General features: G+C 62.6%; 20 protein-coding genes. 18 read left to right on the forward strand and 2 right to left on the reverse strand.

Annotated features, from left to right (window positions below; translation table 11 throughout):
* The first annotated feature begins 17 nt into the window (after positions 1-17).
* From CRD15_RS07270 to CRD15_RS07340, 15 genes are all read left to right on the forward strand, one after another.
* Positions 18-956: a HemK/PrmC family methyltransferase gene (locus tag CRD15_RS07270; RefSeq protein ID WP_187402232.1), complete on the forward strand. Its 939-nt coding sequence runs from the start codon at positions 18-20 to the stop codon at positions 954-956.
* A gap of 55 nt (positions 957-1,011) precedes the next feature.
* A complete protein-coding gene (locus tag CRD15_RS07275; protein WP_034970866.1) occupies positions 1,012-1,671 on the forward strand; it encodes an L-threonylcarbamoyladenylate synthase in 660 nt (219 codons plus the stop codon).
* Complete coding sequence (locus tag CRD15_RS07280; protein WP_034970865.1) at positions 1,671-2,843, forward strand: MraY family glycosyltransferase; 1,173 nt, start codon at positions 1,671-1,673, stop codon at positions 2,841-2,843. Before CRD15_RS07275 ends, CRD15_RS07280 begins: the two co-directional genes overlap by 1 nt.
* 5 nt (positions 2,844-2,848) lie before the next feature.
* Complete coding sequence (locus tag CRD15_RS07285) at positions 2,849-3,310, forward strand: hypothetical protein (RefSeq protein ID WP_051891959.1); 462 nt, start codon at positions 2,849-2,851, stop codon at positions 3,308-3,310.
* A gap of 369 nt (positions 3,311-3,679) precedes the next feature.
* Entirely contained in the window at positions 3,680-4,480 is an 801-nt protein-coding gene (gene atpB / locus CRD15_RS07290) for a F0F1 ATP synthase subunit A (protein ID WP_034970863.1), read from the forward strand.
* Between the two features lie 90 nt (positions 4,481-4,570).
* The gene (locus tag CRD15_RS07295) at positions 4,571-4,813 is read left to right on the forward strand and encodes an ATP synthase F0 subunit C (RefSeq protein WP_005292984.1); all 243 of its coding nucleotides are present in this window, start codon (positions 4,571-4,573) and stop codon (positions 4,811-4,813) included.
* 69 nt (positions 4,814-4,882) lie between these two features.
* On the forward strand, positions 4,883-5,443 hold the full coding sequence (locus tag CRD15_RS07300) for a F0F1 ATP synthase subunit B (RefSeq protein WP_034970862.1): 561 nt from the start codon (positions 4,883-4,885) through the stop codon (positions 5,441-5,443).
* A 5-nt stretch (positions 5,444-5,448) separates the two neighbouring features.
* Complete coding sequence (locus CRD15_RS07305; protein WP_034970861.1) at positions 5,449-6,267, forward strand: F0F1 ATP synthase subunit delta; 819 nt, start codon at positions 5,449-5,451, stop codon at positions 6,265-6,267.
* 109 nt (positions 6,268-6,376) lie between these two features.
* Positions 6,377-8,014 carry a F0F1 ATP synthase subunit alpha gene (atpA, locus tag CRD15_RS07310; RefSeq protein WP_034970968.1) on the forward strand — a complete coding sequence of 546 codons (1,638 nt, stop codon included), beginning with the start codon at positions 6,377-6,379 and terminating at the stop codon, positions 8,012-8,014.
* Positions 8,015-8,080: 66 nt separating this feature from the next.
* On the forward strand, positions 8,081-9,061 hold the full coding sequence (locus CRD15_RS07315) for a F0F1 ATP synthase subunit gamma (RefSeq protein ID WP_034979177.1): 981 nt from the start codon (positions 8,081-8,083) through the stop codon (positions 9,059-9,061).
* A 2-nt stretch (positions 9,062-9,063) separates the two neighbouring features.
* Positions 9,064-10,509, forward strand: coding sequence for a F0F1 ATP synthase subunit beta (gene atpD / locus CRD15_RS07320; RefSeq protein WP_034970859.1), 1,446 nt, complete (start codon positions 9,064-9,066; stop codon positions 10,507-10,509).
* 12 nt (positions 10,510-10,521) lie between these two features.
* Positions 10,522-10,896, forward strand: a complete 375-nt coding sequence (locus CRD15_RS07325) for a F0F1 ATP synthase subunit epsilon (RefSeq protein ID WP_034970858.1) — start codon at positions 10,522-10,524, stop codon at positions 10,894-10,896.
* Positions 10,897-10,996: 100 nt separating this feature from the next.
* Positions 10,997-11,416 (forward strand): DUF2550 domain-containing protein, encoded by a 420-nt coding sequence (locus CRD15_RS07330; protein WP_034970857.1) that lies wholly within the window; start codon positions 10,997-10,999, stop codon positions 11,414-11,416.
* Positions 11,417-11,452: 36 nt separating this feature from the next.
* The gene (gene nucS, locus CRD15_RS07335) at positions 11,453-12,178 is read left to right on the forward strand and encodes an endonuclease NucS (RefSeq protein ID WP_034978427.1); all 726 of its coding nucleotides are present in this window, start codon (positions 11,453-11,455) and stop codon (positions 12,176-12,178) included.
* Between the two features lie 80 nt (positions 12,179-12,258).
* The gene (locus CRD15_RS07340) at positions 12,259-13,296 is read left to right on the forward strand and encodes a tetratricopeptide repeat protein (protein WP_187402233.1); all 1,038 of its coding nucleotides are present in this window, start codon (positions 12,259-12,261) and stop codon (positions 13,294-13,296) included.
* A 103-nt stretch (positions 13,297-13,399) separates the two neighbouring features.
* On the opposite strand, the gene glgB is transcribed toward CRD15_RS07340, so the two are convergent.
* Positions 13,400-15,535: a 1,4-alpha-glucan branching protein GlgB gene (gene glgB, locus CRD15_RS07345; protein WP_187402234.1), complete on the reverse strand. Its 2,136-nt coding sequence runs from the start codon at positions 15,533-15,535 to the stop codon at positions 13,400-13,402.
* Between the two features lie 11 nt (positions 15,536-15,546).
* Positions 15,547-17,571 carry an alpha-1,4-glucan--maltose-1-phosphate maltosyltransferase gene (locus CRD15_RS07350; RefSeq protein WP_034970853.1) on the reverse strand — a complete coding sequence of 675 codons (2,025 nt, stop codon included), beginning with the start codon at positions 17,569-17,571 and terminating at the stop codon, positions 15,547-15,549.
* 71 nt (positions 17,572-17,642) lie between these two features.
* On the opposite strand from CRD15_RS07350, the gene CRD15_RS07355 reads away from it, so the two are divergent.
* From CRD15_RS07355 to CRD15_RS07365, 3 genes are read left to right on the forward strand one after another with little or no spacing between them, the layout of a single operon-like run.
* Positions 17,643-18,566 (forward strand): ABC transporter ATP-binding protein, encoded by a 924-nt coding sequence (locus CRD15_RS07355; RefSeq protein ID WP_155269764.1) that lies wholly within the window; start codon positions 17,643-17,645, stop codon positions 18,564-18,566.
* A gap of 25 nt (positions 18,567-18,591) precedes the next feature.
* Positions 18,592-19,503, forward strand: coding sequence for an NUDIX hydrolase (locus tag CRD15_RS07360; RefSeq protein WP_034970852.1), 912 nt, complete (start codon positions 18,592-18,594; stop codon positions 19,501-19,503).
* 13 nt (positions 19,504-19,516) lie between these two features.
* A complete protein-coding gene (locus CRD15_RS07365; protein ID WP_187402235.1) occupies positions 19,517-20,734 on the forward strand; it encodes an SAM-dependent methyltransferase in 1,218 nt (405 codons plus the stop codon).
* Positions 20,735-20,794 lie beyond the last annotated feature (60 nt).

Genomic DNA, 20,794 nt, shown 5'->3' on the forward strand with positions numbered 1-20,794 from the left:
AGAGGCAGGGTAGAACGTTGACCATCAACCAGGCAGTCCGCGAGGCCACTGCGCAGCTGGCCGCGGCGGGCATTGATTCCGCCGCGGTCGAAGCGCGCCTGCTGATGCGTTACCTGCTGGCGGAGCCAGGCGCTGCCGAGGCCGCTGGTGCCGGTGAAGCCACCGAGGCCGCCGCGTCCGCGCCCCGCGCCGCCGTGGATCCCGGCACCCTGTTCCTGCGCGCCGACGATCCCGCCCCGGCCGAATACGGCGCTTGGATCGCCCGCCGCGTCGCGCGCGAGCCCCTGCAACACATCGTCGGCTCCGCCCCCTTCTGCGGTATGGACCTCTTCGTCGAGCCCGGCTGCTTCGTTCCCCGCCCCGAAACCGAATTGCTCGCCGAATGGGCCGCGCGGTTCCTCGCCGGTCGCCCCACGCCGCGCGTGGTCGATCTGTGCTGTGGACCCGGCACGTTGGGGCTCGGGGTGTCTTTTCTTTTTGACGCCCCCATCTCCCTCATCGGCATCGACATCTCTCGCGCAGCGCTTCAGCTGGCCGAGAAGAACGCGGGGCTCGTTCCGCAGGCTAAAGCCAGGTTCATTCAAGCCGACCTGTCTGCCGATGGTCCCGTAGAGTTGTCAGCGATACCCGGTGCAGTCACCGCTAACCTCGAACCCGCGGACGTGGTTGTGTGCAACCCTCCCTATGTCCCGGAATCCACCGAAATTTCCCCAGAGGTCGCCGCGGACCCGCACGCTGCGGTCTTTTCCGGGGCAGACGGGCTGGAACTTATGCCACGGGTGCTGCAGTGGGCTGAGGCGCTGGGGCGCCGAGGTGCTGGCGTCGGTATCGAACACGACGATTCGAACGGCGCGCAGGTAGCGGCGATGATGCAGGAACGCGGGTGGAAAGAAGTGATTCAACACCGCGACCTGGCAGGTCGACCGCGCTTCGTGACCGCCCTGCTGCCGCAGTAATTCGGGCGTTGGGGTTAAGGTAGAGCACGTAATTAGAAAGCAAGGAAGGGCCGCTATGTCGAGAACCGTAGACGCAACCGATCCGCAGAACCGCGAGGCCGCGCTAGACGCCGCGGCGAACGCGGTATCCGGTGGGCGTCTGGTCGTGCTGCCTACAGATACGGTCTACGGCATCGGCTGCGATGCCTTCGACAACGAAGCCGTCGCCGCGCTACTGCGCGCCAAGGGGCGGGGCCCCGACATGCCCGTGCCGGTGCTTGTGCCGAGCTGGTCCACGATCGAGGGGCTCGTGCGCGAGTACACCTACAACATGCGCAAGCTCGTCGAGGCCTTTTGGCCGGGCGGACTATCCATGGTCGTCCACCAGGCTCCCAGCCTGCCGTGGAACCTGGGCGATACCAGAGGCACCGTGATGCTGCGCATGCCCAACCAGCCCATTGCGCTGGAACTGCTGGAGCGCACGGGGCCCATGGCCGTATCTAGCGCAAATATTTCCGGCCAGCCGCCGGCGACGAATGTGCAGATGGCCGAAGACCAGTTGGGTGCGGATGTGACGACCTATATCGACGGTGGGGAAGCGCACCACGGCGTGGCTTCCACCATCGTGGACCTTTCCTCCGGGCGGCCGCGCATCCTGCGTGAGGGCGCTGCGACCACCGAGCGGGTAGCAGAGGTACTGGGCATGAGCAGCGCGGAGCTGCGGGGAGACGTCTAATGGACGTACTTGCCCAGCCGACCATCGGCGCAGGAATTCCCCTGCGCGAGTTGGTGCTGGTGCTATTCGTCGCGTGCTCCGTGACCTACCTGGTCACGGGTGTGGTGCGATCGCTGATCTTGCGTTACGGGCGGATGGCCGCACCGCGCGAGCGTGACATGCACACGGTGCCCATGCCGCGCCTCGGCGGGGTGGCGATGTTCACGGGACTGGTGGTCGCGGTTGTTGTAGCCAACCAGCTGCCCGCATTGACGCGCGGATTTCCGCCGGTCACGCCAGATATGACGGCGGTCATCATAGCTGCCTTTGTCATCGTGGTTGTGGGCGTGGTGGATGACCTTTACGACATCTCCTGGGTGTTGAAACTCGGCGGGCAGGTCGTGGGTGCAGTGGTGATGAGCCTCATGGGTCTGAGCTGGTACCTGATCTACCTCCCCTTCGGGGACGGCACTACGTTGATCCTGGATCAAGTGCAGTCCACCATCCTGACCGCGCTGTTGACCGTGACGATCGTCAACGCCATGAACTTCGTCGACGGGCTGGATGGGCTGGCCGCGGGACTGGGAGCAATCGCGGCGGGCACGATCCTGATTTACTCGCTGACGATTCTGCACGACCAAGGCGGCACGGTAGCCGCCTATCCGCCGGCTATTATTTCCGCCGCGTTGGTGGGCATTTGCCTAGGATTCCTGCCACATAACTTCTCGCCCGCGCGCATCTTCATGGGGGATAGCGGTGCGATGCTGATCGGTGTGTTGTTGTCCGCGGCCTGCACGTCAGCTTCCGGGCGCATTAACGCCGCACTGTACGGTCCGGCGGACATGCTGGCACTACTGTCGCCCATGATCGTGGTGCTGGCCGCCCTGTCTATCCCGCTGCTGGATCTGGTGATGGCAGTGGTGCGACGCGTGTCCCAGGGCAAGAGCCCCTTTTCGCCAGACAAGATGCACCTGCACCACCGGCTGCTGCGCATTGGCCACACCCAGAAGCGCGTGGTTTTGGTTTTGTACACCTGGGTTGGGGTAGTGGCCTTTGGCGCAGTGGGACTGACCGTGCTGCCCCTGCACGTAATGGCAATCTCCTTCGGGGTGCTGGTTGTCCTGGCTACTGTGGCGACGATCGTGCCGCTGTGGCGGGAGAATCGGAAGTCAGACACGGCTCAGGTAAGCTAATCGCCATGAGTGACGCGACTGAGAACAACGGGGCCGCAGAGTTGCCCGAGCTCAACGACGTATCCGGGGCCGCCGACCACGCGGCTCCGCTAAAGGCAGCAATGCGCGCTGGCGCGCTCGCGCTGATTGTGCTGGGAGTGCTTTCGCTGCTGGTGTGGTGGTTGATTAGCGGCACCGCCGGTCTGTGGGGAGCCGGAATTGGCTGGTTAGTCGGCGGCGGATTCATGCTGCTGACTGTGGTGATTGTGCTGTTTAGCTCCAATACTTCGCCCACCGCCACGATGGGGCTGATCCTTGGCAGCTGGATCGTCAAAGCTGCGCTGCTGTTGGGAATTCTGTTCTTCTTGAAGGACAGGACTTTCTACGACACCCCGGCCCTGACCGTGACCGTTATGCTGAGTATGCTGGCCGTGCTGGTCATCGAAACCCTGGCCGTCACCCGTACGCAGAAGCTCTACATCAGCTAGCCAGTAGATAGCTGGTTGATAGTCGGTCGAGAGCCGGTAGTCAATCTTTGGCGCTGCTCGGAGGCACTGGCAGGAAGCAAAACATTGTTCAACCAAAAAGGTTGGATAACACGACCAAGTGGGGGGACCCACGGCGCGTCTCGCTTAGCGATTAGTGAATCAATACTGATATTGTTTTAGCGGGCCTTTTATTGGCACACGTATGTGTGAACAGTAGATACGGCACCGGCTGATTATGTAGGGACGTGCGACGGAGTCCCTCAATATCGGCCTAACTCTTCGAAAAGAGACCTCCATCGCACCGCAGTGATTCAATGCAATCTTGCGGCCCAATCACGGGAGAGAACGCTGAGCGTAACAACCTTGGCCATGAAGGGCGAATTCCACGTACCTTCATTGGAACACGAATTCTTCCCGGGGCAAGTGGATAGCGACCACCTGTGGTTCAGTGAGTTTGCTGGTGGAGCGTTTGCGCTCGACCGCCTCATGGTCATCCGTATTGTGATGATTCTTCTGGTCTCCGCATTCTTCTTCTTTGCAATGCGGAAGCCGAAGCTGATTCCGAGCGGCGTGCAAAACGTTGCTGAGTACTTTTTGGACTTCGTTCGGATTCACATTGCGGAGGATGTCTTGGGCAAGAAGGAGGGGCGCCGGTTCCTACCGATCATCGCCGCAATCTTCTTCACCGTCCTTGCCGTCAACATGTCGACGATCATTCCGTTCATGAACATTTCAGCCAGCGCTCGAGTGGGTCTGCCACTGGTGCTGGCTGTTGTTGCGTATATCGCATTCATTTACGCGGGTGTGAAGCGCTATGGCTTCGGCAAGTACATCAAGTCCTCGCTGATCATTCCTGGTTTGCCTTCTTGGCTCCACTTCATCGTGGCGCCGATCGAGGCATTCTCCACATTCGTCCTCCGTCCGGTAACGCTGACGATTCGTCTGATGGCGAACATGTTGGCTGGACACATCATCCTCGTCATGCTGTTCAGTGCCACGAACTTCTTCTTCTGGCAGATGAGCGGTTGGACTGCGGCTGCTGGCGGCACGATTATCTTCGCGATCGCCTTCACCCTGTTCGAGCTCATGGTGATCTTCCTGCAGGCGTACATCTTCGCCCTGCTGACCTCCGTGTACATCGAGCTGTCCCTCCACGCAGACGAGCACTAATTCGCCCCTTTTAAGTACTCAAAATGACTAAGCCGGACAACAATAGAAAAGCTGCAACCGGCTGGTTCTCAGAAAGGTAATGGAAACCAAATGAACGACATCTTCCTCATCGCGCAGGACACCACCACCAAGTTCCAGGGCTTCGGCACCATCGGCTACGGCCTGGCTGCTATCGGCTCCGCCATTGGTGTGGGTAACGTTGCAGGTAAGACCGCTGAGGCTATGGCTCGCCAGCCCGAGATGGCCGGCCAGCTGCGCACCACCATGTTCCTGGGTATCGCTTTCGCCGAGGCTCTGGCTCTGATCGGCTTCGTCGCCGGCTTCCTGTTCTAATTTCAGTGCGATTGGCCGCTCGTTAAGAGCACTTTCTAACCACCGCACCAGAATCGAAAGCTGGAGACTATGACGAACACCTTTTTGTTAGCAGCTGAGAAGCTGCCGATGGAGGAGTCGGTAAACCCGCTGCTTCCTCCGCTGTACGACATCGTCTGGTCCATCATTCCTTTTGCAGTCATCCTGTTTGTCTTCTGGAAGTTCGTACTTCCGAAGTTCCAGGAAGTGCTGAATCAGCGCGAGGATCAGATCGAGGGTGGCATTCGGCGCGCCGAATCCGCCCAGGCAGAGGCTAAGGCTGCCTTGGAGAAGTACAACGCTCAGCTTGCTGAGGCCCGCACTGAGGCCGCCCAGATTCGCGATGACGCCCGTTCCCAGGGCCAGAAGATCATTGCGGACATGAAGGCTCAGGCAACCGAAGAGTCCAACCGTATCGTCGAGTCGGGACACAAGCAGCTCGAGGCACAGCGTTCCGCTGTTGTTTCCGATCTGCGCAAGGAGATGGGCGAGAACTCCATCAACTTGGCTGAGCGCCTGCTGGGCGAGCAGCTGTCGGACGACGTAAAGCGCTCGGGCACCATCGATAACTTCCTCGCCGGACTGGATAACGTCGGCGCATCCGGGAAGTGATCGGTATGCACGCAGCGAGCCGAGAGGCAATTGAGCGCCTCGAAAAGACCCTGGACCAGGGTCTGAACGAGACCTCCGACAAAGTGGGCACCGGTGTAACCACCGGCACCGAGCTTTTCGACGTTGTCGATCTGCTCGACAGTGACCGCGGCCTGCGTGTCGCGCTGATCGATCCGGCGAGGGATGCCAACACCCGCGCGCAGCTGGCCAAGAGCCTGCTCGGCGGCAAGGTATCTGCCTCGACGGAAGAAATCGTGTCTGCTGCTGTATCCCAGACGTGGTCCAACACTCGCGATCTGCGCGACGGACTAGTCAAGCTGGGCCGCCTGGCCCTGCTGCGATCCGCCGACGCCCAGGGGCAGCAGGACCGCGTCGAAGAAGAACTGTTCCAGCTGGCTCGAGTCATCGAGCGCGAGCCGGAGCTGGAGCTGAAGCTGGCCGACCGCGCCGCATCCCCGGATGCTCGCCGCGACCTGCTGGCCAAGGTTCTGTACGGAAAGGTCACCTCTACGACCGAGGCTCTAGCGCTGCAGGCCATTGGCCGACTGCGCCAGCGTCCAGTCGAGGAGCTTGACTCTTTGACGGAAGAGGTAGCCGCACTGGAAGGGCGCACCGTAGCGCGCGTCCGTTCCGCAGCTGCCTTGGGTGAACAGCAGAAGTCGACTCTGTCGGACAAGCTGGAAAAGATTTACGGTCGCAAGATTGCGGTCCACTCCGAGGTTGATACCAGCCTCCTCGGCGGTGCCGTGATCCGCGTTGGGCACGAAGTTATCGACGGAAGCACTGCAGGTAACCTGCGGCGCCTCCGCGCGTCGATCGCTTAGGGCGTCAATAAAAAGACGTCACGGGCACAGCGAAACAGTCAGAATTAAAGACTAAAAAGACCGAGCAAGATAGTAAATGCTGGAAGACGAAACCGAGAGCAGGAAGAACATGGCGGAGCTGACGATCTCCTCCGACGAGATCCGTAGCGCGATTGCGAACTACACCTCGAGCTACTCCCCGGAGGCCTCCCGCGAGGAGGTCGGCGTGGTCACGGCGGCTGCAGACGGTATTGCCCAGGTAAGCGGCATGCCCTCTGTGATGGCTAACGAGCTACTCGAGTTCCCAGGCGGCGTGATTGGCGTCGCACAGAACCTCGACACCGACACCGTCGGCGTCGTGATCCTGGGTAACTTCGAGACCCTCAAGGAGGGCGACGAGGTCAAGAGGACCGGCGAGGTCCTGTCCATCCCGGTCGGGGAGAAGTTCCTCGGCCGCGTTATCAACCCACTGGGTCAGGCCATCGACGGCCTGGGCGACATCGAGTCCGAGGAAGAACGCGCCCTCGAACTCCAGGCGCCCTCCGTCCTGATGCGTCAGCCCGTCGAGGAGCCGATGCAGACCGGCATCAAGGCTATCGACGCAATGACCCCGATTGGCCGTGGTCAGCGCCAGCTGATCATTGGCGACCGCAAGACCGGTAAGACCTCGGTCTGCATCGACACCATCCTGAACCAGCGCGACAACTGGGCAACCGGCGACCCGAAGCAGCAGGTTCGCTGCATCTACGTTGCCGTCGGCCAGAAGGGCTCCACGATCGCTTCGATCCGGAAGACCCTGGAGGACCACGGCGCGCTGGAATACACCACCATCGTGGCAGCACCGGCATCCGACTCCGCCGGCTTCAAGTGGCTGGCACCGTTCACCGGCGCCGCACTGGGGCAGCACTGGATGTACCAGGGCAAGCACGTTCTGGTTATCTACGATGATCTGACCAAGCAGGCAGAGGCCTACCGTGCGATCTCCCTGTTGCTGCGTCGTCCGCCGGGCCGCGAGGCTTACCCGGGTGACGTCTTCTACCTGCACTCCCGTCTGCTGGAGCGCGCTGCGAAGCTCAACGATGAGCTGGGTGGCGGTTCCCTGACGGCACTGCCGATCATCGAGACGAAGGCAAACGACGTTTCCGCCTTCATTCCCACCAACGTTATTTCCATTACCGACGGTCAGGTGTTCCTGGAGTCCGACCTGTTCAACCAGGGCGTCCGACCGGCTATCAACGTTGGTGTGTCCGTCTCCCGTGTTGGTGGCGCCGCACAGACCAAGGGTATGAAGAAGGTTTCCGGCTCCCTGCGTCTGGATCTGGCCGCATACCGCGACCTGGAGGCCTTCGCAGCCTTCGCTTCCGACCTGGACCCGGCTTCCAAGGCACAGCTGGAGCGCGGTAAGCGCCTGGTCGAGCTGCTGAAGCAGAAGGAAACCCAGCCGCAGTCCGTCGAGGATCAGATGGTTTCCATCTACCTGGCTGGCGAGGGCGAGTTCGACGACGTTCCGGTCGAGGACGTTCGCCGCTTCGAGGCCGAGCTGCTGGAGACTCTGCACGCCAACCACAGTGGCGTGTACGAGCAGATCAAGGGTGGCACCCCGTTCAACGACGAGTCTAAGGCCGAGCTGGCCGGTGCTGTTCGCGACTTCAAGCAGGGCTTCCAGACCACCGATGGCACCCCCGTCATCAACGAGCCTGAGGCTCGTCCGCTCAGCGACGACGAGGTCTCGAAGTCTCAGATCACTGTCTCCCGCAAAGCAAAGTAACTGCGGAAGGTAAGTGAGCACAGTGACCACCAAGAACATTAATGAAACAGAAGGGAGGCGATAGTTATGGCTAGTCTTCGCGAGCTGAGGACACGCATCAAGTCCGTGAACTCAACCAAGAAGATCACGAAGGCCCAGGAGCTCATCGCCACCTCGAGGATCACCAAGGCCCAGGCACGCGTTGACGAGGCCGAGCCCTACGCGGATGAAATCACCCGCGTGGTTCAGCGCCTGGCTTCCGCCAGCACCCTGGATCACAAGATCCTGCAGGAGCCGGCAGACGCTTCCCGAGCTGCGATCCTCGTGGTTTCAAGTGACCGTGGCATGTGCGGTGGCTACAACAACAACGTCTTCAAGAAGACTGCAGAGCTGCGCAAGCGCCTGGAGAACGAAGGCAAAGACGTTGTTCTGTACGTCTCTGGTAACAAGGGAATTTCCTACTACAACTTCCGTGGTGAGGACATCGCAGGCTCTTGGTCGGGCTACTCTCAGGATCCCGACTATGCAGCTACCCACGATGTTCGCCGCCACCTGATTGATGGCTTTATCGCCGGTTCCGAAGGAACCGCCAAGTGGCGCGAGGGCCTCAATGTGGAAGAGGGTCAGGGAATTCAGGGATTCGACGAGGTACACATCGTGTACACCCGCTTCGTATCCATGCTGAGCCAGACGCCAGAGGCACACCGACTGTTGCCGATCGAGACTGTGGTTGAGGAAGAGAAGCTCGAACTCGGTGAGGACCTGGTTTCGGATAAGTCCGACCACGTCTCCGCCGACTACGACTTCGAACCCGACCCGGACACCCTGTTGAAGGCTTTGCTGCCGCAGTATGTCTCCCGTGGCATCTTCGCAGCAATGCTGGAGTCTGCGGCGTCGGAATCCGCAGCGCGTCGTACCGCGATGAGCGCCGCAACCGACAACGCAACCGACCTGGTCAAGCAGCTCTCCCGAGTTGCCAACCAGGCTCGTCAGGCCCAGATTACCCAGGAAATTACAGAGATCGTCGGTGGCGCATCCGCGCTCGCCGATAGCGGAGAAAGTGATTAAGTATGACTACAGCAAACATGGTTCAGCCTTCCGCTGAATCGGCTGTTGCGGGCCGCGTCGTGCGAGTTATCGGCCCGGTCGTCGACGTGGAGTTCCCGCGTGGCCAGCAGCCAGCACTGTTCAACGCACTGACCGTCGAGGTTGACCTCGAGGCAGTGGCAAAGACCATCACCCTGGAGGTTGCACAGCACCTCGGGGACAACCTCGTGCGCGCCGTGTCCATGGCCCCCACCGACGGCCTGGTCCGCGGTGCAGAGGTCACCGACACCGGTAAGCCGATTTCCGTGCCCGTCGGTGACGTCGTCAAGGGCCACGTCTTCAACGCCCTGGGCGACTGCCTGGACGAGCCGGGCCTGGGCCGCGACGGCGAGCAGTGGGGCATCCACCGCGAGCCGCCGGCATTCGACCAGCTCGAGGGTAAGACCGAGATCCTGGAAACCGGTATTAAGGTCATCGACCTGCTGACCCCGTACGTGAAGGGCGGCAAGATCGGCCTGTTCGGTGGTGCAGGTGTGGGTAAGACGGTTCTCATCCAGGAGATGATTACCCGTATTGCCCGTGAGTTCTCCGGTACCTCCGTGTTCGCCGGTGTTGGTGAGCGTACCCGTGAGGGCACCGACCTCTTCCTGGAAATGGAAGAGATGGGCGTGCTGCAGGATACCGCGCTTGTGTTCGGCCAGATGGACGAGCCGCCGGGAGTCCGTATGCGCGTGGCTCTGTCCGGTCTGACCATGGCGGAGTACTTCCGCGATGTTCAGAACCAGGACGTGCTGCTGTTCATCGACAACATCTTCCGTTTCACCCAGGCCGGCTCTGAGGTTTCGACCCTGCTGGGTCGTATGCCTTCCGCCGTGGGCTACCAGCCCACCCTGGCTGATGAGATGGGTGTGCTGCAGGAGCGTATTACCTCGACCAAGGGTCGTTCTATTACCTCCCTGCAGGCCGTGTACGTGCCGGCCGATGACTACACCGACCCGGCACCGGCTACGACCTTCGCCCACCTGGATGCGACCACCGAGTTGGATCGTTCCATCGCCTCGAAGGGTATTTACCCCGCAGTGAACCCGCTGACCTCTACCTCTCGAATCCTCGAGCCGGGTATCGTCGGCGAGCGTCACTACGAGGTTGCCCAGCGCGTGATCCACATCCTGCAGAAGAACAAGGAGCTGCAGGACATCATCGCCATCCTGGGTATGGACGAGCTCTCGGAAGAGGACAAGATCACCGTTCAGCGCGCACGTCGCCTGGAGCGCTTCCTGGGCCAGAACTTCTTCGTTGCGGAGAAGTTCACCGGCATCCCGGGCTCCTACGTGCCGCTGGCCGACACGATCGATGCTTTCGAGCGCATCTGCGACGGCGAGTTCGACGCTTACCCGGAGCAGGCCTTCAACGGTCTGGGTGGCCTGGACGATGTCGAGGCCGCTTACAAGAAGATGACCGAAAAGTAAGGGGTTAAGCACATGGCTGAGATTGCCGCACAACTGGTTTCCGTGGAACGTCCGCTGTGGGTTGGAACCGCAACGTCCGTTACCGCGCAGACCACTGAGGGCGAGATCGGCGTGCTCCCTGGTCACGAGCCCCTGCTCGGCCAGCTGGTCGAGAACGGCGTCGTTACCATTCGGACCAACACCGGTGAGAAGCTGGTCGCGGCGGTACAGGGCGGGTTCCTGTCCGTGTCCGACAAGAAGATCACCATCCTGGCGGATTCTGCAACGTGGGCTAACGAGGTCGACGTTGCGGATGCCGAGGCTCGCGTACAGTCCGCTGAGACTGAGCACGAGAAGGCCGTCGCCGAGTCCGAGCTGCGCGCTGTGAAGCGTTTGGACGCAAGCTAGAACTAGCTTTTAAGTCCCTTTTAAAACGGGTCCCGCTTAATTCTTAAGCGAGATCCGTTTTGCTTTATCTAAAACCCCTCCATGCCTGTAGGTTAAATGTATGGCGTGGTTGTTGTATTTCCTTGCGGCGGTGGCGCTGTTCGTTGTCATCGCTGTGCTGTGGCGTTTTTTTACGCTGCGTTCCCAGGGCTATCCCGTGGTTGTGCGACGCCTGCCGAATTCCGATGGCAGGCATTGGCGCCACGGGATTTTGAAGTATTCGGGCCAGGCCGCGAAGTTCTATAAGTTGCGTAGCCTGCGCCCCGCCTCCGACGTTGTGTTGACCCGCCTGGGCACCAGCATCGTGTCCCGCCGAGACATCACGCCGCGCGAGTCGGCTTTCCTAGAGGATCACGTCCACGTCGTTGAGGTCGTTCACCGCAGTACTCACTGGGAGATCGCCCTGGATAGCTCCGGCGATACTGCCCTGGTTTCGTGGTTGGAATCCGCGCCCTCCGAGCGCCGCATACCCCGTCATTGATTCGCCGTTGGCCGCAGTAGCGTAGGCTGAACAACCATGCGCTTAGTCATTGCTCGCTGCTGTGTCGATTACGTTGGTCGTCTGGAGGCTCACCTGCCTCCCGCCGATCGCTTGATCCTGATCAAGGCTGATGGTTCCGTTTCGATCCATGCCGACGATCGCGCGTACAAACCGCTCAACTGGATGATGCCGCCGTGTTCCCTCGAGGTTGTCGAGGCTAACTCTTTTGATGGTGGTGACGCCCCTACGGAGTATTCGGAACTAGAGAACGAAGGGGTCGAGCAGCTGTGGATCGTCACGAATCCAAAGGGGGAGCAGCTGCGAATCCAGATCTTCGAGATCTTCTCAGATACGGAGCACGACCTGGGGGAGGACCCGGGTCTGGTTAAGGATGGCGTGGAGGCGCACCTGCAGGAGCTACTGGCGGAGCAGATCGAGATTTTGGGCGAAGGCTTCTCTTTGGTCCGCCGCGAGTACCCGACGGCGATTGGTCCGGTGGACATCCTGTCCAAGGACTCGACGGGCGCCACGGTGGCGGTGGAGATCAAGCGCCGCGGTGGCATCGACGGCGTGGAGCAGTTGACCCGCTACGTGGAGCTGTTGAACCGCGACGAACTCCTAGCCCCGGTGCAGGGCGTGTTCGCCGCGCAGGAGATCAAGCCGCAGGCCCGCACACTGGCGGAGGATCGCGGTTTCCGGTGCGTTACCCTGGACTATGAAGCAATGCGGGGAACGGATTCCTCGGAACTGCGGCTTTTCTAGAAAGCCAGCTTTGGCCTTAAACCGGCGATCATTTTCGCCCGCGCGGTGCGTGGGTTGCCAAGCAGAAAGGACACTTCAAGGTGACTAATCCTTCCAATATCCCTCCGTCGCGTTTCGTGGCCGGGGCTGTGGATCTGGGTGCGGTTAAGCAGCAAGCTGAGCAGCGCGCGCAGGCGCAGGCCGCACAAGCTCAGGCGGCCCAGGCGGCTCAGTCGGCTCAGACTGCACGGGCGCAGGGAGCACCCGGCCAGCCGAGCGCAGGCGCCCCGGGCGCTGCAGGGCCTGTGACTTTCGTTAGCACGATCACCCCAGAAAACTTCGAGTTTGACCTGGTGGTGCGCTCTACCCAGGTGCCGGTGGTGGTGTTGCTCGGCTCCGCCCGTTCGGAGGCTTCGGAGCAGATGCGCCAGGACTTCACCAACCTGGCCGAGTCCCAGCAGGCGCCCACAAAGTGGCTGTTCCGCTATGTGGATGTGGATGCCACCCCGGAGGTCGCTCAGGCCTTCGGCGTGCAGGCGATCCCGACCGTCATCGCGCTGGCCGCTGGTCGCCCGCTGACCAACTTCGAGGGCGGCCAGCCCGCCGCCCAGCTGCACGGCTGGGTCGATGCGGTCGTGCAGGCTGTAGACGGCAAACTGCGCGGTCTGGCGCCGGAGGAGGACCCGGCCAACGCGACCGGTGGTGGCGTTGGTGCGGGCGCGGACGCTGCTAACCCAGATCCGGACGCAGGCGATCCCCGCTTGGTTGCGGCCGCCGAGAAGCTAGAGCAAGAGGACTATGCGGGCGCCATTGAGGAGTATGACGCCATCCTTGCCCACCCCGCACAGGCCAACGAAGAGCTCGTAGCCGAGGCCCGCGCGGCGCGTGCCAACGCCTTGTTGATGCAGCGACTGTCCATGGGCGGGGACGAGTTCGCGGAATCCGATCGTCTGCTGCTGGCCGGGGACAAGCCCCAGGCTTTCGACCTGCTGATCGAGGAGCTGCGCCCCTCCGCCGAGGGAAGCGCGGATCACAAAAAGCAGGCGAAGGCTCGCCTGCTCGAGCTATTCAGCCTTTTCGACCCGGCGGACCCGGAGGTTATCGCGGGCCGCACCCGCATGGCCTCCGCGCTGTTCTAGACGCCATCGCCAGCCAGGCGCGCGGGCGGCGCAAGCACCGGCGCTGACGCTCGCCACCTCAGGCGCGACACTCGCCGCCGTGGCCGCGAGTGCTGAGCCGGGCTTAGCCCTCCAGCACGAACCAACGCGCGGAGTGCGCCGGGATCTGCAGCACGGCGGAAGTGGCCATGCCGTGCGAACCGGTGTCTTCGGTGTGCAGATCACCGCTGACGCGCCCGGCGCCCTCGTACTGCACATCGTCCGTATTCAGTACCTCGCGCCACGTTCCGGCCCGCGGCAGGCCGATGCGGTAGTTCTCCTGGGTTGTGCCCGAGAAGTTAACGACGCACGCCAGTTCGCGCCCACGGTGGCGTCGAATGAAGGAAAGAACGTTATTGGTCGAGTCGTCGCTGGCGATCCACTGGAAGCCCTCCGGGGAGTGGTCCTGTCCCAGCGCGGGCTCGGAGTGGTAGAGCTTATTTAGCTGGCTAGTCAGGGCGCTGAGGCCGCGGTGGTATTCGCCCTCCCAGCCTTCCATGTCCTGCCAGTCCAGGCCGCGGGACTCGTTCCACTCCTTAGTCTGCCCCCATTCCTGTCCCTGGAACAGCAGCTTCTTGCCCGGGTGCGCCCACATGAAAGCCAGGTAGCTGCGCACCATGGCGGCCTTGTCCCAGGCGGAACCGGCGGGCATGCGCGACCACAGGGTGCCCTTGCCGTGCACGACCTCGTCGTGGCTGATCGGCAGCACATAGTTCTCGGAGTAGGCGTAGACCATGGAGAACGTGATCTCGTTGTGGTGGTAGCTGCGGTAGGCCGGGTCGCGCTGGATGTACTCCAGGCTGTCGTGCATCCAGCCCATATTCCACTTCAGGCTGAATCCCAGGCCGCCCTCGTGGGTGGGGGCTGTCACGCCGGGCCAGGAAGTCGACTCTTCGGCGATCGTCAGCGAGCCCGGGCATTCGCGGTGCACGGTGGCATTCATTTCCTTCAGGAACTCCACGGCATCCAGGTTCTCGCGTCCACCGAACTCGTTGGGCAGCCAGTCATCGCGGGAGTAGTCCAGATACAGCATCGAGGCCACGGCATCCACGCGCAGGCCGTCGATGTGGAACTCCTTGCACCAGTACAGAGCGTTGGCCACCAGGAAGTTGCGGACCTCGTTGCGGCCGAAATCGAAGACGTAGGTGCCCCAGTCCGGCTGCTCGCCGCGGCGGGGATCGGGGTGCTCGTAGCAGGCCTCGCCGTCGAAGCGGCCCAGCGCCCAGCCGTCCTTGGGGAAGTGCCCGGGAACCCAGTCCATGATCACGCCGATGCCGGCGCGGTGCAGCGAGTCTATGAGGTAGCGTAGATCGTCCGGCCCGCCGTAGCGGTTATTCGGCGCGTAGTAGCTGGTGACCTGGTAGCCCCACGAGGGTTCGAAGGGGTGCTCGGACACACCCATCAGCTCTACGTGGGTGTAACCCAGGTTCTGTACGTATTCCACCAGCTCCACGGCCAGGTCCCGGTAGCTGCGCCCCTTGCGCCAGCTGCCCAGGTGCATCTCGTAGATGCTCATGGTCTCGTCAACGCCGGTCGCGGCGCGGTGAGCCATCCATTCGTCGTCGGACCAGGTGAACTCGCTGTCGGCCACCACGATGGAGGCGGTAGCGGGGGCGGGCTCAGCCAGGCGTGCCATCGGATCGGCCTTATCTAGGCGCACGCCGTCACCGGTGGTGATGGAGAACTTGTAGCGGGCACCGGCGCCTACCCCCGGAAGCCACAGCTCCCAGATTCCGCTGCTGCCCAGCGCACGCATGGGGTGTTGGTTGGCGTTCCAACCGTTGAAGTCGCCGATCACGGACACTCCCGCGGCGTGCGGTGCCCATACGGAAAACGCCACGCCGCCGTCCACTGGGTGCGCGCCGAGGACCTTCCACAGCTCTTCGTGGCGACCCTCACCGATGAGGTAACGATCCAGGTCGCCAACCGTAGGCAGGTGGCGGTAGGGATCCTCCAGGGTGGAGGTGTTGCCACCGGCCCAGGTGACTTCGAAGGTGTAGGTGTCCACGAAGTAGTCCACGTTCACACTGAACAGCGCCGGGTATTCCTCCGCCGGCGCCATCGGCAGAGGCTCGCCACCGTTGATGCGTACGGCCACGGATTCCGCCCCGCATTGCACGGTACGGATGGTGGTGGTTCCGTCGCCGTCGTCGTGTGCTCCTAGTACATCGTGTGGAGCGTGGTGCCTACGTTCTGCGAGCCGGTGGTAATCGTGGTTCATACCCGACGATTCTACCTGCGGGGATCGTATTCTTCCTGGGCTCGCATGCATACGCGCTCGCGCTCACCCTCACCAAGGGTGGGCAGGCGGAAGATGTGCGCCACCTGGAAATCCGGGTCCAGTCGCACGTAGTTGTTGGCGCCCCAGGTGTAGGTTTGGTTGGTCGGTAGGTCGGTGACCTCGAAGTGCGCGTCTTCCGGCTTGCCCAGGCCAAGAGCCTCGGTATCCAGGTTCACGGATCCCTCGACGATCGCGTTCGGGTTCAGGTTCACCACAACCAGGACCGCATTGCCGGTCACACCGTCGACCTTCGAATACGCGATGAGGTCGTCGCTCGTCGTTTCGTGCAAGCGCAGGGTGCGCTGTTGCTGTAGTGCCGGGTTTTCTTGACGCCACAGGTTCAGATCCCTGATCCATTCAGCGCAGTTGTCGACGGAGTAGTCGCGCGGGCGCAGCTCGTACTTCTCGGAGTCCAGGTACTCTTCCGAACCTGCGTGGACCGGTGTGGATTCGTAGATCTCAAAGCCGGAGTACACGCCCCACAGTGGGGACATGGTGGAGGCCAGGGCAGCACGGATGGCGAACATCGCCCGGCCACCGGTCTGCAGGGATTCGTGCAGAATGTCCGGAGTGTTGACGAACAAGTTCGGGCGGAAAACGTCGGCGTAGTTGGCGATGTCCCCGGCGAACTCTTCCAGTTCTGCCTTGGTGGTCTTCCACGTGAAGTAGCTGTAGGACTGCGTGAAACCGGCCTTGGCCAGGCCGTACAGGCGCGCCGGGCGAGTGAAGGCCTCGGAGAGGAAGACCACGTCCGGGTCGGTGGCGTGGATCTCGGCGATCAGCCACTGCCAGAAATTAGCGGGTTTGGTGTGCGGGTTATCCACGCGGAAGATTCGCACGCCGCGGCCTATCCATAGGCGCACGACCTTCAGCACTGCGTGGTACAGCCCCTCGGGGTCGTTGTCGAAGTTCAGCGGGTAGATGTCCTGGTACTTCTTCGGCGGGTTCTCCGCGTAGGCGATGGTGCCGTCCGGCAGTACGGTGAACCATTCTGGGTGTTGCTGCGCCCACGGGTGGTCGGGGGCGCACTGCAGCGCCAGATCCAGAGCCACCTTCAGCCCCTGGTCGTTGGCCGCCGCGACGAAATCCTCGAAGTCCGCGACAGTGCCCAGGCTCGGGTGGACGGCCTCGTGTCCGCCATCCTTGGAGCCGATAGCCCACGGAGAGCCGACGTCCTCCGGGGTGGGGGTCAGAGTGTTGTTCTTGCCCTTGCGGTTGATCTCGCCGATCGGGTGGATTGGCGGCAGGTACACCACGTCGAAGCCCATGCCCGCGATGCGCGGCAGGTCGGCAGCTGCGGTGGCGAAAGTGCCGTGCACCGGGTTGCCCTCGGCATCCCAACCGCCGGTGGAACGGGGGAACATCTCATACCACGCGCCCACACCAGCGGTCTTTTCCTCCACCAGCACGTGGAACTCCGGACCACGGGTCAGCAGGTCGCGCAGCGGGCGCTTCTCCAACGCTTCGCGCACCTCGGCGGACAGGGCGGTGGCAAGGCGTTCGTCGACGCTCAAGGATTCATCACGCAGCTGTCCCGGAACGGAGGCCACCAGCTCGCGGTGCTTGCGGGAAGCTTTTTCCGACGCCCGCTCGAACAGCCGCGCGCCGACCTCAAAATCGTTCGCCAGGGCTTGTGCATCCTGACCCGCGGCTACCTTCTTGGTGATTGCGTTGAACCATGTGGCAGCTGGATCCGACCAGGCGTCAACACGAAAGGTCCACATACCCGGCACATCAGGAACGAACACGGCATGGCGACGGTCGACGTCATCAGGGTCGGGCGACATGGTGATCTTCGCGCGACCGCCCTCGGCGCCGGCGGGGCGGCGGACGACAAGGGTGGCAGATATAGCATCGTGCCCCTCGCGCCAGACGCTGGCGCTGACCGGAAAGACCTGGCCGACGATGGCCTTGGCGGGGGTAGCTCCGTGGGAGATAACGGGGGAGATGTGGTCGATGCCGAGGCGGCCGGTCATGGGGGAAGCTCCTTCAAATGGCAGTTGGTGAATCCGTAGGCAGTTGGTGTTGGTGCTTACACAGCAAGCCTATGTTGTTGGCACACTTCGCGCGGATTATGAGGCACCATGGGGGAGTGAGCGACAATGTGACGAACCTGATTTCCACCCCGGCAACCGCCCAGGTCGACGAGGACGACCTGATCATCAACATGCGCGGCGTATCCGTCGTACGCGACGGTCGGGCGATCCTGGCGCCGATGGACTGGCAGGTAGAGCTGGACGAACGCTGGATCATCGTCGGCCCGAACGGCGCGGGCAAAACCACCCTCATGCGCCTGGCCTCGGCACAGATGTTCCCGACCACCGGCACGGTGAAGCTGGTGGGCGAACAAGTAGGCAAGGTGGATCTGCGTGAGTTGCGCACCGCGATTGGCATGAGTTCCTCCGCGCTGGCGCAGCGCGTGCCGGGGGAGGAGAAGGTCGCGGACATCGTCATCTCTGCCGGCTACGACGTGATGGGCCGCTGGCGCGAAGACTACGACGAGATGGACTACGAGCGCGCCATCGAAATCCTGGAAAGCGTCGGCGCCTACCACCTGGCCGAACAGACCTGGCGGACCCTCAGCGAGGGCGAACGCAAGCGGGTGCTGATCGCCCGCGCCCTGATGAACGACCCCGAACTGCTGCTGCTGGACGAGCCAGGTGCGGGGCTGGACCTCGGCAGTCGCGAGGACTTGGTGGCGCTGCTGTCCGATCTAGCGGCGGACGCGGACTCCCCGACGATCGTGATGATCACCCACCACGTAGAGGAAATCCCACCGGGATTCACCCACGCGCTGCTGCTGGACGAAGGGGAAGTCGTCGCCCAGGGAATCCTGGAAGACGTAATGACCAGCGAGAACCTGACCCGTACCTTCCACCAGCCAATCGAAGTTAAGCACGAGGACGGCCGCTGGTTCGCCCGCCGCAGCCGCAGCCGCCGGGGCAGCCACCGTTCGCGCGGGGATCAATAGCGGGAAGATCGGTAGACTCTGCCCCATGAAGGAAAACCGTTTGGGCCCAGTGCAGCCACGCCACGCGTCAACGGTGATTCTGTTGCGCGATACGTTGTCGGGGATCGAGGTGTACGTCCAGGAGCGCGCCTCGACCATGAAGTTCTGCGCAGAAATGACGGTTTTCCCAGGCGGCGGGGTGGATTCCCGCGATATGCCGGGTGACGTGGACGGCGATGGCCACATGTCCCCGGCCATCAACTGGCAGGGCGCGGAGGTCAAGTGGTGGGCCAAGCGCCTGCAGAAGCCGGAATCCATGACCCGCGCCCTGGTTTGTGCGGCGGTGCGTGAGACCTTCGAGGAAAGCGGCACGTTGCTGGCCACCCACCGCGATGGCTCGCCGGTGGAGGACACGACCCCCTACCAGGAAGAGCGCAAGTTGCTGGAAAACCACCAGCTGAGCTTCTCCGACTTCATGAGCAACAACGACCTGGTCCTGCGCTCCGATCTGCTGCGCCCCTGGGCAAACTGGGTCACCCCGGTGGAACAGCCGATTCGCTACGATACGGCCTTCTTCGTCGCCGCCATGCCGGAAGGCCAGCAGACGAGTGCTGGCACCCCCGAGGCGACGTCGACGGGTTGGTTCCGCCCCTCCACGCTGTTGGATGGTTGGCGCTCCCGCAAGATCTCCCTGATGCCGCCGACGTGGGCGCAGCTGAAGCTGTTGGATACCTTCCGCACGGTCGAAGAGGTCCTGGATTTTTCCTCCAACCTCTCCGTCGACCCCGTGTTGGCCGAACCTGTCGACGAGCCGTACATGGCCGAGTACTACCTGATGGAACAGCAGATGTACGGCGCGCCCGCCCGCCAGTTCGCGCCGGGCATGAAGTTCGCGGTCGACCCAGCTGACCTTCCCACCAACCCCTTCGCCAGCCGCCCCCATTCCTACGAGCAGTAGGTGCGCATAGGACATGGCCTTTTCTTCTGCCGAGCTGTCTTTTCTGCTCGCCGATTGCGCCGCTGGCTCGCCCCTTATTAATGACGCCACCACGTACCAGCTGACCAAGAAGTCACTGGTGCAGGACCTTTCCCAGCTGCGCAAAGCTCACGGCGAAAACGCCCGCGCCCTGGTGGAGCTAGTACAGGCCCGCCGGGCAGGAAAGCTGCCGGAGGACTGGCTAATGGATAGTGAATCCACCCAACAGGCCACCCCGCCGATCGTGGCGGCCTGGCGCGCTGAAGTGCTGAAGGGTGCCGGGGTGGAAGCTGCCGTGGACGTCACTTGCAGCATCGGCACCGAGTTGCACGCGCTGGCTGAAGCAGGGCTGCGCGTGCTGGGCGGGGACCTGGACCAGCAGCGCCTGCGCATGGCGCGTTTCAATATGCCGGAGGTTCCGGTGGTGCGCATGGATGCGCTGCGCCCGGCCTTCGCGTTCGCGGGTGCCCATAAATCGGGTGTGGTCGTGGCGGATCCGGCACGGCGCAACTCCTCGGGGCGCATCGCCAAACTGGAGGATCTGCAGCCGCCGCTGCCGGAGCTCATGGACTGCTACGACAACTTGGTGGTCAAGTGTGCCCCGGGGATCGACTACTCCGAGTTCGACGGCCATGTGGAGGTCGTGTCCGTCGATGGGGGAGTAAAGGAGACCTGCCTGTACTCACCCGGCATCCTTGGGCGGGGGCGCCGGGCGGTGGTGATGGGGGCGTCATCAGTTAAAGAAACAGTGAGCAGCGACGACCCCGAGACCGATCGTGTGGGCGCGGCAGGGCGCTACATCGTGGACCCCGACGGTGCCATCGTGCGCGCCGGGCTGGTGCGCCAGTATGCGGCGCGGCACGGGCTGTGGCAGCTGGACCCGCACATCGCGTATCTGACCGGCGACGAGCTGCCCGCGGGCGTGCGTGGGTTCGAGGTTCTAGAAGAGGTGCCGCTGAAGAAAGCGCGACCCGCGTTGGTGGGGCTGGGCGCGAAGAGCGTGGAGATCCTCGTGCGGGGCGTGGACGTGGATCCGGACGAGCTGCGGAAGAAGTGGAAGTTAAAGAAGGGCGCGGGCAGTGCGGGCGCTACTCACAGTGGCGCCAGCGCGGCGGATTCCGGGTTCTCTGTGGTGGTTACTCGCGTCGGTGAGGGCGGCGCGGCGAAGGCTGTGGCCTACATTTGCCGAGCACGCCACTGCTCGCGGGGGTAGTTCTAAAACAATATAGGAAAGTTGTGGCGATGATCACCCGGTGGTAGGTACTATGGTGCC

It is taken from the genome of Corynebacterium sp. LK28, assembly GCF_014335105.1.
In the GTDB taxonomy this organism is placed as follows: Bacteria; Actinomycetota; Actinomycetes; order Mycobacteriales; family Mycobacteriaceae; genus Corynebacterium; species Corynebacterium macclintockiae.